The organism is Georgenia wutianyii (assembly GCF_006349365.1).
Classification (GTDB): Bacteria; Actinomycetota; Actinomycetes; order Actinomycetales; family Actinomycetaceae; genus Oceanitalea; species Oceanitalea wutianyii.
On sequence record NZ_CP040899.1, the window covers coordinates 1,611,332 to 1,624,364 of the forward strand.

A 13,033-nucleotide genomic window follows, 5' to 3' on the forward strand; every position below is an offset into this window, starting at 1 on the left:
GCCCCGGGATGCCGACCCGCGGCGACCCGGTGAGAATCGGCCGATGACCAAGGAACTGACAGGAGAAGCGGAGCAGCTGGCCTCGGTCGTCGGGGAACGGGCGGGTGATCGCGGGGTCACCGTCGCCACCGCGGAGTCGCTCACGAGCGGCCAGATCGCTGTCCACCTCGGCGCGGCACCCGGGGCCGGCAGCTGGTTCTCGGGGGGTGCGGTGACGTACACGGTCGAGGCCAAGCAGAAGGCGCTCGGCGTGCCGGAGGGGCCGGTCATCAGCGAGCAGTGCGCCCGCGCGATGGCGGAGGGTGCCGCCCGGGTGCTCGGCGCGGACTGCGCGGTGGCCGTCACGGGCGTCGGCGGCCCTGACCGGCAGGAGGACCAGCCGGTCGGCACCGTCTTCATCGCCATTCACACCCCCGCGGGGACGACCTGCGAGGAGCACCACTTCGACGGGGAGCCGGCGGAGATCCTCGACCGGACGACGCTGCGCGCGCTGGAGCTCCTCGCGGCGGGACTCGAGGACGCCGGGCACGCCTGACCCCCACGTCCGCTCGGAAGTCGGCTCTCGTGCGGAAGTCGGCTCTCGTGCGGAAGTCGGCTGTCGCGGGGGGTGTGGTCGGGGGAGTGTGGGCCGGGCGCGGCTGCGCCCCGCCCGTGCGTGGACGGGTGCGTCCGACACCTGTCGAGTGCCGGTAGCATGACCTGCGATCTGCCCATCCTTTAAGGCCCGTCCAGTGAGGCGGGGAAGGAGACTGCCAGATGTCCCCCAGCACAGCCGTGCCCGTCCTCGGGCCGCAGGAGATCTCCCGCGCGCTGACCCGGATCTCCCACGAGATCCTCGAACGGACCGAGCCGGACGAGTCGCTCGTCATCCTCGGGATCCCCACGCGCGGGGCACCGCTCGCCCAGCGCCTCCACGAGCGGGTGCTCGCCGCCGGCGGCAGCGCCGCTCTCGGCACGCTCGACGTGACGATGTACCGCGACGACCTGCGCTCCCAGCCCACGCGCACCCTCCTGCGCACCGAGCTGCCCCCGGGCGGGGTCGACGGCGCGACGGTCGTCCTCGTCGACGACGTCCTGTACTCCGGGCGCACCATCCGCGCCGCGCTCGACGCGCTCGGTGACCTCGGCCGCCCGGCGCGCGTCCAGCTCGCCGTGCTCGTCGACCGCGGGCACCGCGAGCTGCCCATCCGCGCGGACTACGTCGGCAAGAACCTGCCGACCTCGCGCCACGAGCGCGTCCAGGTCACCCTCGCGGACGTCGACGGCGAGGACGCCGTCACCATCGTCAAGCCCGAGGAGGGGGAGACCCGATGAGGCACCTGCTCTCCGCCGCCGACCTCGACCGCGACGCGGCCGTCGCCCTGCTCGACACCGCCGCGGAGATGGCCGCGACCCAGTCCCGCGAGATCCGCAAGCTGCCCACGCTGCGCGGGCGCACGGTCGTCAACCTCTTCTTCGAGGACTCCACGCGCACCCGGATCTCCTTCGAGGCGGCCGCCAAGCGGCTGTCGGCCGACGTCATCAACTTCGCCGCGAAGGGCTCGAGCGTCTCCAAGGGGGAGTCGCTCAAGGACACCGCCCAGACGCTCCAGGCGATGGGCGCGGACCTGGTCGTCGTGCGGCACAGCGCCTCGGGCGCCCCGCACCGCCTCGCGCACTCCGGCTGGATCGACGTCCCGGTCGTCAACGCCGGCGACGGCACCCACCAGCACCCCACGCAGGCGCTCCTCGACGCCTACACGATCCGCCGGCACCTCGCGGCCGAGGGCGGGGAGTCCCGGGGCCGTGACCTGCGCGGGCTCAAGGTCGTCGTCGTCGGCGACGTCCTCCACTCGCGGGTCGCGCGCTCGAACGTCGACCTGCTGACGACGCTCGGCGCGCGGGTCACGCTCGTCGCCCCGCCCACGCTCGTGCCGGTCGGTGCCGAGACGTGGCCCGCCGAGATCCGCTACGACCTCGACGACGCGATCGCAGGCGCCCCCGACGCGGTGATGATGCTCCGCGTCCAGCGCGAGCGGATGTCCAGCGCCGGGGGCGGGTTCTTCCCCTCCCCGCAGGAGTACCACCGCCGTTACGGCCTCACCGGGGCGCGCCTCGCCGCCCTGCCCGACCACGCCATCGTCATGCACCCCGGCCCGATGAACCGCGGCCTGGAGATCTCCGCCGAGGCCGCCGACAGCCCGCGCTCGACCATCGTCGAGCAGGTCGCCAACGGCGTCTCGGTGCGCATGGCCGTGCTCTACCACCTTCTCGCCGGCGCCCCGGCGACCACGACGACAGGAGCGTCCCTGTGACCAGCTACCTCATCCGGGGGGCCGCGCCGCTCGGCGGCGAGCCCACCGACCTCCTCCTCACCGACGGCGTCATCGCCGCGACCGGCGCCGACGCCGCCGCCGGGGCCGGCAGCGACACCCAGGTGGTCGACGCCGAGGGCCTGGTCGCCCTGCCGGGCCTCGTCGACCTCCACACCCACCTGCGCGAGCCGGGCCGCGAGGACGCCGAGACCGTGTGGTCGGGCACCCGCGCCGCGGCGGTCGGCGGCTTCACCGCCGTCCACGCGATGGCCAACACCTACCCGGTGGCCGACACCGCCGGTGTCGTCGAGCAGGTGTGGCGCCTGGGCCGCGAGGCCGGATGGGTGGACGTCCTGCCGGTCGGCGCCGTCACCGTGGGTCTGGCGGGGGAGCAGCTCGCCGAGCTCGGCGCCATGGCCACCTCGAAGGCCCGCGTGCGGGTCTTCTCCGACGACGGCAAGTGCGTGTGGGACCCCGTCCTCATGCGCCGCGCGCTGGAGTACGTCAAGGCGTTCGACGGCGTCGTCGCCCAGCACGCCCAGGAGCCGCGGCTCACCGAGGGCGCGCAGATGAACGAGGGCGTCGTGTCCGCCGAGCTCGGCCTCACCGGCTGGCCGGCGGTCGCCGAGGAGTCGATCATCGCCCGCGACGTGCTCCTCGCCGAGCACGTGGGCTCGCGCGTGCACATCTGCCACCTCTCGACGGCGGGGTCGGTGGAGATCGTCCGCTGGGCCAAGTCACGCGGCATCGACGTCACCGCCGAGGTCACCCCGCACCACCTGCTCCTCACCGACGACCTCGCCCGCAGCTACGACCCGGTGTTCAAGGTCAACCCGCCGCTGCGCACCGAGGAGGACGTCCTCGCCCTGCGCGCCGCGCTGGCCGACGGGACGATCGACATCGTCGCCACCGACCACGCCCCCCACCCGGTGGAGGACAAGGACTGCGAGTGGGCCGACGCCGCCTTCGGCATGACCGGCCTGGAGACCGCGCTGCCGGTCGTCATCGAGACGATGGTCGAGCCCGGCCTGCTCGACTGGGCCGGCGTCGCGCGCGTCCTGTCGACCGCGCCCGCCCGCATCGGGCGGGTCGAGGGTCACGGGCGCCCGATCGCCGTCGGTGAGCCCGCCAACCTCACCCTCGTCGACCCGGCGGCGCGCGTCACCGTCGACGGCGCCCACCAGGCGACCACCAGCCGCAACACCCCGTTCCAGGGCCGTACCCTTCCAGGGCGCGTCGTGGCCACGTTCCTCCGCGGGCGTCCAACGGTCCTCGACGCCCAGCCCGTCGCCGAGCACACAGGAGGATCTCGTTGAGGTACCAGCGTGAGGACGCCCTGCTCGTCCTCGAGGACGGGTTCGTCCTCGCCGGCCAGGCCTACGCCGCCGAAGGACGCACGGTGGGGGAGATCGTCTTCGCCACCGCGATGACGGGCTACCAGGAGACGGTCACCGACCCGTCCTACCACCGCCAGATCATCACGATGACCGCGCCGCACATCGGCAACACGGGCGTCAACGCCGAGGACGCCGAGTCGGCCCGCGTGTGGGTCGCCGGGCTCGTGGTGCGCGAGCCCGCCCGGCGCGCGTCGAACTGGCGCTCCACCCACGAGTTCGAGGACGAGCTGCGCGAGCAGGGCGTCGTCGGGATCTGCCACGTCGACACCCGGGCGCTCACCCGCCACCTGCGCGACCGCGGCGTCATGCGCGCCGGGATCTTCTCCGGCTCGGCGCTGCCCGCCGGGGCGATGACCCTCGGGCGTCCCGGGCTCGACGTGCTCGTCGACCTCGTGCGCCAGGCGCCGCAGATGTCCGGCGCCGCCCTCGCCGGGGAGGTCTCCACGCCGGAGGCCTACGTCGTCGAGCCGACCGGTGAGTTCGCCGGCAAGGAGCCGGTGGCCGAGATCGTCGCCGTCGACCTCGGGATCAAGGCGCGCACGCCTGCCCAGCTCGCCGAGCGCGGCGCCCGCGTCCACGTCGTCCCGCAGCGCACGACGCTCGCCGAGATCGTCGCCCTCCACCCCGACGGCGTCTTCTTCTCCAACGGGCCCGGGGACCCGGGCACCGCGGACCACGAGGTCGACGTCCTGCGCGGCGTCCTGTCGGCCGGCCTGCCGTTCTTCGGGATCTGCTTCGGCAACCAGCTGCTCGGCCGGGCCCTGGGCTACGGCACCTACAAGCTCGACTACGGGCACCGCGGCGTCAACCAGCCGGTCCTCGACCGCGCCACCGGCAAGGTCGAGATCACCGCGCACAACCACGGCTTCGCGGTCGACGCCCCGGTCGGGGAGGTGACCCTCGCGCCGTACGACGACGGGCGGTTCGGCCGCGTCGAGGTCTCCCACATCAGCCTCAACGACGGTGTCGTCGAGGGCCTGCGCGCCCTGGACATCCCCGCCTTCTCCGTCCAGTACCACCCCGAGGCGGCCGCCGGCCCGCACGACGCCGCCCACCTGTTCGACCGCTTCCTCGAGCTCGTCGCCGCCCATCGCGCGGCGCGCTCCCAGACGACCGGAGAGGACGCCTGATGCCGCGTCGTACCGACCTGCGTTCCGTCCTCGTCATCGGCTCCGGGCCGATCGTCATCGGGCAGGCCGCCGAGTTCGACTACTCCGGCACCCAGGCCTGCCGGGTGCTGCGCGAGGAGGGCCTGCGCGTCATCCTCGTCAACTCCAACCCCGCGACGATCATGACCGACCCGGAGATCGCCGACGCGACCTACGTCGAGCCGATCACCCCCGAGGTCGTCGCGACGATCATCGCCAAGGAGCGCCCCGACGCGCTCCTGCCCACCCTCGGCGGGCAGACCGCGCTCAACACCGCGATCGCGCTCGACGAGGCCGGGGTGCTCGCCGAGTACGGCGTCGAGCTCATCGGAGCCTCGGTGGCCTCCATCCACGCCGCGGAGGACCGCCAGGCGTTCAAGGAGATCGTCGAGCGGTGCGGCGCGGAGTCGGCGCGCTCGGTCATCGCGCACACGATGGAGGAGTGCCACGCGGCCGCCGAGCAGCTCGGCTACCCGCTCGTCGTGCGCCCGTCCTTCACCATGGGCGGCCTGGGCTCCGGCCTGGCCTACGACGCCGGGGACCTCGAGCGGATCGCCGGCGCCGGCCTGCACTACTCACCGACCACCGAGGTGCTCCTCGAGGAGTCGATCCTCGGCTGGAAGGAGTTCGAGCTCGAGCTCATCCGCGACAAGGCCGACAACGTCATCGTCGTGTGCTCGATCGAGAACGTCGACCCCGTCGGCGTCCACACCGGTGACTCGGTGACCGTCGCACCCGCGATGACCCTCACCGACCGCGAGTTCCAGAAGATGCGCGACATCGGCATCGCGGTCATCCGCGAGGTCGGCGTCGACACCGGGGGCTGCAACGTCCAGTTCGCCGTCGAGCCGGACACCGGCCGCACGATCGTCATCGAGATGAACCCGCGCGTCTCGCGCTCCTCGGCCCTCGCCTCCAAGGCCACCGGCTTCCCGATCGCGAAGATCGCCGCCCGCCTGGCGATCGGCTACACGCTCGAGGAGATCCCCAACGACATCACCCGGGCGACCCCGGCGTCCTTCGAGCCCGCGCTCGACTACGTCGTCGTCAAGGTGCCGCGGTTCGCGTTCGAGAAGTTCCCCGCCGCCGACCCCGTTCTCACGACGACGATGAAGTCGGTGGGCGAGGCGATGGCGCTGGGCCGCAACTACGCCGAGGCGCTGCAGAAGGCGATGCGGTCCCTCGACACCAAGGACAGCGTCTTCCACTGGCAGGGAGAGGCGCCCGACGCCGAGCGGACCGCCGCGCTCCTGGAGTCGGTGCGCACCCCGACCGCGGGCCGGCTGGTCGACATCCAGCAGGCCGTCCGCGGCGGCGCGACCGTCGAGGAGCTGTTCGCCGCGACGTCCATCGACCCGTGGTTCCTCGACCAGATCGTCCTCATCGAGGAGATCGCCGACGAGGTGCGCCAGGCCCCGGCGCTCACCCCTGAGGTGCTCGCCCTCGCCAAGCGTCACGGCTTCTCCGACGTGCAGATCGGCCAGCTGCGCGGGCTGTCGGACGACACCGTGCGCGAGGTGCGCTACGCCTACGGGCTGCGCCCCGTCTACAAGACGGTCGACACGTGCGCCGCCGAGTTCGCCGCCCAGACCCCGTACCACTACTCCTCCTACGACGAGGAGACCGAGGTCGAGCCGCGCGAGCGGCCGGCGGTCATCATCCTCGGCTCGGGCCCCAACCGCATCGGCCAGGGCATCGAGTTCGACTACTCCTGCGTCCACGCGACGATGGCGCTGGCCGAGCAGTTCGAGACCGTCATGGTCAACTGCAACCCGGAGACCGTGTCCACCGACTACGACATCTCCGACCGGCTCTACTTCGAGCCGCTCACCTTCGAGGACGTCCTCGAGGTCTACCACGCCGAGCTCGCCGTCGGGCCGGTCGCCGGCGTCGTCGTCCAGCTCGGTGGGCAGACGCCGCTGAGCCTGGCCCAGCGCCTTGCCGACGCCGGCGTGCCGATCCTCGGCACCCCGCCCGAGGCGATCGACGCCGCGGAGGACCGTGGCCGCTTCGGCGCCGTCCTCGACCGTGCGGGCCTGCCCGCCCCGGCGTACGGCACGGCGACCACCCTGGAGCAGGCGTTGGAGATCGCCGAGCGGATCGGCTACCCCGTCCTCGTGCGGCCCTCCTACGTCCTCGGCGGGCGCGGGATGGAGATCGTCTACGGCGTCGAGCAGCTGCGCGACTACGCCGCGCGGACCGCCATCGGCGACGGCAGCGGTCCCCTTCTCATCGACCGGTTCCTCGACGACGCGACCGAGATCGACGTCGACGCGATCTACGACGGCTCCGAGCTCTTCCTCGGCGGCATCATGGAGCACATCGAGGAGGCCGGCATCCACTCCGGGGACTCCGCGTGCGTCCTGCCGCCGGTGACGATCTCCGAGCGGGAGATCGTGCGGATCGCCGAGTCCACCCGGGCGATCGCCGCGGGTGTCGGGGTGCGCGGCCTCATCAACATCCAGTTCGCGCTCGTCTCCGACGTCCTCTACGTCATCGAGGCCAACCCGCGCGCCTCGCGCACGGTGCCCTTCGTCGCCAAGGCGACCGGCGTGCCGCTGGCCAAGGCCGCCTCGCTCGTCATGGCGGGGGCGACAATCGCCGAGCTGCGCGAGCGGGGGATCCTGCCCGAGCACGACGCGACCCGGCTGGACCTCGACGCGCCGATCGCAGTCAAGGAGGCGGTCCTGCCCTTCAAGCGCTTCGCCACCCGGGAGGGCTCGGTGGTCGACACCGTCCTCGGGCCGGAGATGCGCTCGACCGGTGAGGTCATGGGCTACGACGTCGACTTCCCGCGGGCCTTCGCCAAGTCCCAGGCGGCCGCCTACGGCGGGCTGCCGACCTCGGGCCGGGTGTTCGTCTCGGTCGCCGACCGCGACAAGCGGGCGCTGGCGATCCCGGTCGCCCGGCTGCAGAGCCTCGGCTTCGAGATCCTCGCCACGTCCGGCACCGCGGCAGTCCTGCGCCGCAACGGCATCGCCGCCGAGGTCGTGCGCAAGGCCTCGGCCGGGCGCGGCCCGAACGGGGAGCCGACCGTCGTCGACCTCATCGAGACCGGCCAGGTCGACATGGTCGTCAACACCCCCTCCGGCCAGGGCGCCCGCGCCGACGGCTACGAGATCCGCACCGCGACGACGGCGGCCGACAAGCCGATCATCACGACGATGCAGGAGCTCTCCGCCGCGGTCCAGGCGATCGAGGCCGCCGGACTCGGCCCGATGACCGTGACCTCCCTCCAGGAGCACGACGCCGCCCGGGCGGCCCGGGGCGTCCGGTGACGCCCTTCGGCACGCGGCTGGCGGCCGCGATGGACGAGCACGGCCCGCTGTGCGTCGGCATCGACCCGCACCCCGGGCTGCTCGCCGCGTGGGGGCTGGGCGACGACGCCGCCGGGCTGCGTGAGTTCGCGCTGCGCGTCGTCGAGGCGCTCGGCGGCCGGGTGGCGGCGCTCAAGCCGCAGTCCGCGCTGTTCGAGCGGCACGGCTCGGCGGGCGTCGCCGCGCTCGAGGAGGTGCTCGGGGCGTGCCGGGGGACGGGCACGCTCAGCGTCCTGGACGTCAAGCGCGGCGACATCGGCTCGACGATGGCCGGCTACGCCCAGGCCTACCTCGCCGACGGCGCGCCGCTGGCCGCCGACGCCGTCACCCTCTCCCCGTACCTCGGGCTCGGGTCGCTCGCTCCTGCCGTCGAGCTCGCCCACCAGACCGGCCGCGGGGTGTTCGTCCTCGCTCTCACCTCCAACCCGGAGGGCGCGGGCGTCCAGCACGCCGTCGGCCCGGACGGGCGGTCGGTCGCGGCCGGCGTCGTCGACGGCGTCGGCGCGCTCAACGCCGCCGGGCCGGCGGCTCAGGGCCTCGGGTCGGTCGGCCTCGTCGTCGGCGCGACGGTCGGCCCGGCGGTCCGTGAGCTCGGCATCGACCTCGCGGCCTCCCGCGCCCCGCTGCTCGCGCCCGGCTTCGGTGCCCAGGGCGCCGGCCGCGCCGAGGTCACCGAGGTGTTCGCCGGCGCCGAGCGCGCCGTCCTCGCGAGCACCTCGCGAGCGGTCCTCGCGGCCGGGCCGGACGGGCTCCTCCGGGCCGTCGAGGACGCCACGGCCGAGGTCCGCGCCGCCCTCGGTCGGTGACCATCCGCTCAACGACCCCGCAGGTCCTGGCACACTGAGGCTGACGGTCGGTACCTTTCCCCCAAGGACCGTCCCTCCCAGCCCCCTCCGTCCCCCTCCGAGGTGATCCCCGTGGCCCTCCCGTCACTGACTCCCGAGCAGCGCGCCGCCGCCCTGGCCAAGGCCGCTGCCGCCCGAAACCGCCGAGCCGAGGTGAAGAACCGGCTGAAGTACTCCCAGACCTCCCTCTCCCAGGTGGTCAAGGACGCCGGCGACGACGAGGCGCTCGGCAAGATGCGCGTCGTCGAGCTCCTCGAGTCCCTCCCCGGCGTGGGGAAGGTCAAGAGCCGCACGATCATGGCCGAGATCGGCATCTCCGAGTCCCGGCGCGTGCGTGGCCTCGGCCACAACCAGGTCACCGCTCTCGTCGAGCGTTTCGGGTGACCGTGGCGGCCCACTCCCCAGCTGCCGAGTCACGCCTCACCGTCCTCGCCGGCCCCACCGCCGTCGGCAAGGGCACCGTCTCCGCCGACATCCGCCGCCGCTACCCGCAGGTGTGGCTCTCGGTCTCCGCGACCACCCGGGCACCGCGCCCGGGAGAGGTCGACGGCGTCCACTACCACTTCGTCTCGGACGCCGAGTTCGACCGCATGGTCGCCGAGGACGAGCTCCTCGAGTGGGCCGTCGTGCACGGCCGCAACCGCTACGGCACGCCGCGCGGACCTGTCGAGGCCCAGCTGAGCAGCGGACAGCCCGCGCTGCTCGAGATCGACCTCCAGGGCGCGCGCCAGGTCCGCCGGACCATGCCGCACGCCCACTTCGTGTTCCTCGCGCCGCCGTCGTTCGAGGAGCTCGAGCGCCGGCTGCTCGGCCGGGGCACCGAGGGTCCGGAGGAGCGCGAGCGTCGGCTGCGCACCGCCCGGGAGGAGCTCGCCGCGGCGGGGGAGTTCGACGACGTCGTCGTCAACGACGTCGTGACACGCGCCACGGACGAGCTCGTCTCCCTCATGGGCCTGCCGACCGAGTAGACTTGACCGTTGCGCGTGTCCCGGGTCCGGGACGCCGCCCGCCACCAGAATCACGTGAGGTGACCATTGTCCGGAACCGTTGCCCAGCCCGAAGGCATCACCGACCCGCCGATCGACCAGCTGCTCGAGGCCGCGGACTCCAAGTACGCCCTCGTCATCTACGGCGCCAAGCGCGCCCGTCAGATCAACGCGTACAACGCCCAGCTCCAGGAGGGTCTCCTCGAGTTCGTCGGCCCGCTCGTCCCGCACGCGCAGACCGACAAGCCGCTGTCGATCGCGCTCCGCGAGATCAACGAGGGGCTGCTGCAGGTCACCCCGACCGAGGGCTGACATGACGCACACGGGCGGCCTGCGCGTGCTGCTCGGGGTGACCGGCGGCATCGCCGCGTACAAGGCGGTCCTCGTCCTGCGCGCACTGCGCGAGGCGGGCCACCGGGTGCGGGTCATCCCCACCGCGGCCGCCCTCGAGTTCGTCGGGCGCCCCACGTGGGAAGCGCTGTCCGGTGAGCCGGTGACGACGAGCGTCTTCGACGGCGCGACCGAGGTCGACCACGTCGCCCTCGGTCGCAGCGCCGACCTCGTCGTCGTCGCCCCCGCCACCGCCGACCTGCTCGCCCGCGCCGCCTCCGGGCGTGCGGACGACCTCCTGACGACGACGCTGCTCACCGTCACCGCCCCGGTGCTCCTCGCCCCGGCGATGCACACCGAGATGTGGCTGCACCCGGCGACCGTCGCGAACGTCGCGACCCTGCGCGCCCGGGGCGTCACCGTCCTCGAGCCGGACTCCGGGCGCCTCACCGGCACCGACTCCGGACCCGGCAGGCTGCCCGAGCCGGCGACGATCACCGCCGCCGCCCTCGCGCTCCTCGCGCCGCAGGACCTCGCCGGGCGCACCGTCGTCGTCACCGCGGGCGGCACCCGCGAGCCGCTCGACCCCGTGCGCTTCCTCGGCAACCGGTCCTCCGGGCGCCAGGGCGTGGAGATCGCGGTCGAGGCGGCCCGCCGCGGCGCCCGGGTGCGCCTGATCGCCGCGTCCGTCGACGCCTCCGCCCGCGCGCTCGCCGCGCACCCCGCCGTCGAGGTGACCGACGTCGAGACGACCGCCGAGCTCGCCGCCGCCGTCGACGACGCGACCGCCGATGCCGACGTCCTCGTCATGGCCGCCGCCGTCGCCGACTTCCGCCCGCGCACCACCGCGGAGCGCAAGATCAAGAAGGGGGAGGGGGCCCCGGAGGTCCTCGACCTCGTCCAGAACCCCGACATCCTCGCCACCGTCGCGGCCCGCCCCCGCGACCACCTCGTCGTCGTCGGCTTCGCCGCCGAGACGGGGGACCCGGACGAGGTGCTCGAGCTCGGCCGCGCCAAGGCGCGGCGCAAGGGGGCGGACCTGCTCGCCGTCAACGCGGTGGGCAAGGGCCGGGGATTCGGTGACGTCGACAACGCCGTCACCGTCCTCGGCCCGGACGGCGCCGCCGTGGGGGCGGCCGCCGGGACCAAGCACGACGTCGCGCGCGGCCTGTGGGACCTCATCGTCCCGCGGCTGCGCTGACAAGCACGACTAGGATCGATCGGTGACCTCCAACGCCAGCCTGCGTCTGTTCACGTCCGAGTCGGTGACCGAGGGTCACCCCGACAAGGTCTGTGACCGGATCTCCGACTCCATCCTCGACGCGATCCTCCGGGAGGACCGGGACGCCCGGGTCGCCGTCGAGACCCTCGTGACGACAGGTCTGGTGACCGTCGCCGGCGAGGTGACCACCGAGGCGTACGTCGAGATCCCGCAGATCGTGCGCGCCGAGGTCAACGCGATCGGCTACACCTCCTCCGCGATCGGCTTCGACGGGCACTCGTGCGGCGTCCAGGTGTCGATCGGGCAGCAGTCGCCGGACATCGCCAGCGGCGTCGACAAGTCCTGGGAGAACCGGACCGGCGAGACGCACGACCCCTACGACGACCAGGGCGCCGGCGACCAGGGCTTCATGGTCGGCTACGCGAGCGACGACACCGCCCAGCTCATGCCGCTGCCGATCTGGCTCGCCCACCGGCTCGCCGAGCGTCTCGCCCGGGTGCGCAAGGAGGGGATCGTCCCCGGCCTGCGGCCCGACGGCAAGACCCAGGTGACCATCGCCTACGACGGCGACCGACCGGTCGCACTCGACTCCCTCGTCGTGTCCACCCAGCACGACGCCGACGTCACGAGCGCGTGGCTGCAGTCGGCCGTCGCCGCCGAGGTCGTCGCCCCCGTGCTCGCCGAGCACGCCGGTGCGCTCGACACCGCCGGGCACACGCTCTACGTCAACCCGACCGGGCAGTTCGTCGTCGGCGGCCCGATGGGCGACGCCGGCCTCACCGGCCGCAAGATCATCGTCGACACCTACGGCGGCATGGCCCGTCACGGCGGTGGCGCGTTCTCCGGCAAGGATCCCTCGAAGGTCGACCGCTCGGCGTCCTACGCCACCCGCTGGGTCGCGAAGAACGTCGTCGCCGCCGGTCTCGCCCGCCGCTGTGAGGTGCACGTCGCGTACGCGATCGGCAAGGCGCACCCCGTGGGCCTGTACGTCGAGACGTTCGGCACCGAGACCGTCCCGGTCGCCCGGATCGAGGCCGCGATCCGCGAGGTCTTCGACCTGCGGCCCGCCGCCATCGTCGACGCCCTCGACCTCAAGCGGCCGATCTACCGCGACACGAGCGCCTACGGCCACTTCGGCCGCGAGCTGGAGAACTTCACCTGGGAGCGCACCGACCGCGTCGACCAGCTCCGCGCCGCCATCAGCTGACCCGCCCGCACCTCCCCCCTCACCCCCTCACCCGCGAGAGCCGACTTCCGCACGAGAGCGGAGTTGGTCGCGAGAGCGGAGTTGGTCGCGAGAGCGGAGTTGCGCACGAGAGCCGACTTCTGCGCGAGAGCGGAGTTGGTCGCGAGAGCGGAGTTGCGCACGAGAGCCGACTTCTGCGCGAGAGCAGACTTCTGCCCGAGAGCGGAGTTGGTCGCGATCGCCGACTTCTGCCCGGACGGCGCCGATTCCACAGGTTCCAGCCCGCTCCTCCGATCGGAGCGGTCGAT

At 73.3% G+C, this 13,033-nt stretch carries 12 protein-coding genes; all 12 read left to right on the top strand.

Annotated elements, in window-relative coordinates; all coding sequences use genetic code 11:
* The first annotated feature begins 43 nt into the window (after positions 1 to 43).
* The 12 genes from FE251_RS07160 to metK all read left to right on the top strand — a co-directional run bounded on the left by FE251_RS07160 (position 44) and on the right by metK (position 12,746).
* On the top strand, positions 44 to 535 hold the full coding sequence (locus tag FE251_RS07160) for a CinA family protein (RefSeq protein WP_139071767.1): 492 nt from the start codon (positions 44 to 46) through the stop codon (positions 533 to 535).
* 221 nt (positions 536 to 756) lie between these two features.
* Complete coding sequence (gene pyrR / locus FE251_RS07165; RefSeq protein ID WP_139948362.1) at positions 757 to 1,314, top strand: bifunctional pyr operon transcriptional regulator/uracil phosphoribosyltransferase PyrR; 558 nt, start codon at positions 757 to 759, stop codon at positions 1,312 to 1,314.
* Positions 1,311 to 2,294: an aspartate carbamoyltransferase catalytic subunit gene (locus tag FE251_RS07170; protein WP_139071765.1), complete on the top strand. Its 984-nt coding sequence runs from the start codon at positions 1,311 to 1,313 to the stop codon at positions 2,292 to 2,294. The genes pyrR and FE251_RS07170 overlap by 4 nt, the downstream gene beginning before the upstream one ends.
* A complete protein-coding gene (locus tag FE251_RS07175; RefSeq protein ID WP_139948363.1) occupies positions 2,291 to 3,610 on the top strand; it encodes a dihydroorotase in 1,320 nt (439 codons plus the stop codon). The genes FE251_RS07170 and FE251_RS07175 overlap by 4 nt, the downstream gene beginning before the upstream one ends.
* Positions 3,607 to 4,821 carry a glutamine-hydrolyzing carbamoyl-phosphate synthase small subunit gene (gene carA, locus FE251_RS07180; protein WP_230976578.1) on the top strand — a complete coding sequence of 405 codons (1,215 nt, stop codon included), beginning with the start codon at positions 3,607 to 3,609 and terminating at the stop codon, positions 4,819 to 4,821. Before FE251_RS07175 ends, carA begins: the two co-directional genes overlap by 4 nt.
* Positions 4,821 to 8,117 (top strand): carbamoyl-phosphate synthase large subunit, encoded by a 3,297-nt coding sequence (carB, locus tag FE251_RS07185; RefSeq protein WP_139071762.1) that lies wholly within the window; start codon positions 4,821 to 4,823, stop codon positions 8,115 to 8,117. The genes carA and carB overlap by 1 nt, the downstream gene beginning before the upstream one ends.
* Positions 8,114 to 8,962 carry an orotidine-5'-phosphate decarboxylase gene (gene pyrF / locus FE251_RS07190; RefSeq protein ID WP_223147582.1) on the top strand — a complete coding sequence of 283 codons (849 nt, stop codon included), beginning with the start codon at positions 8,114 to 8,116 and terminating at the stop codon, positions 8,960 to 8,962. The genes carB and pyrF overlap by 4 nt, the downstream gene beginning before the upstream one ends.
* A gap of 111 nt (positions 8,963 to 9,073) precedes the next feature.
* Complete coding sequence (gene mihF / locus FE251_RS07195; RefSeq protein ID WP_139071761.1) at positions 9,074 to 9,385, top strand: integration host factor, actinobacterial type; 312 nt, start codon at positions 9,074 to 9,076, stop codon at positions 9,383 to 9,385.
* Between the two features lie 2 nt (positions 9,386 to 9,387).
* Complete coding sequence (gmk, locus tag FE251_RS07200; RefSeq protein ID WP_139071819.1) at positions 9,388 to 9,969, top strand: guanylate kinase; 582 nt, start codon at positions 9,388 to 9,390, stop codon at positions 9,967 to 9,969.
* Positions 9,970 to 10,035: 66 nt separating this feature from the next.
* Positions 10,036 to 10,299 carry a DNA-directed RNA polymerase subunit omega gene (gene rpoZ, locus FE251_RS07205; protein WP_139071760.1) on the top strand — a complete coding sequence of 88 codons (264 nt, stop codon included), beginning with the start codon at positions 10,036 to 10,038 and terminating at the stop codon, positions 10,297 to 10,299.
* Positions 10,300 to 10,318: 19 nt separating this feature from the next.
* On the top strand, positions 10,319 to 11,518 hold the full coding sequence (coaBC, locus tag FE251_RS07210) for a bifunctional phosphopantothenoylcysteine decarboxylase/phosphopantothenate--cysteine ligase CoaBC (protein ID WP_139071818.1): 1,200 nt from the start codon (positions 10,319 to 10,321) through the stop codon (positions 11,516 to 11,518).
* A gap of 22 nt (positions 11,519 to 11,540) precedes the next feature.
* Entirely contained in the window at positions 11,541 to 12,746 is a 1,206-nt protein-coding gene (gene metK / locus FE251_RS07215; RefSeq protein WP_230976579.1) for a methionine adenosyltransferase, read from the top strand.
* The last annotated feature ends 287 nt before the right edge of the window (positions 12,747 to 13,033 follow it).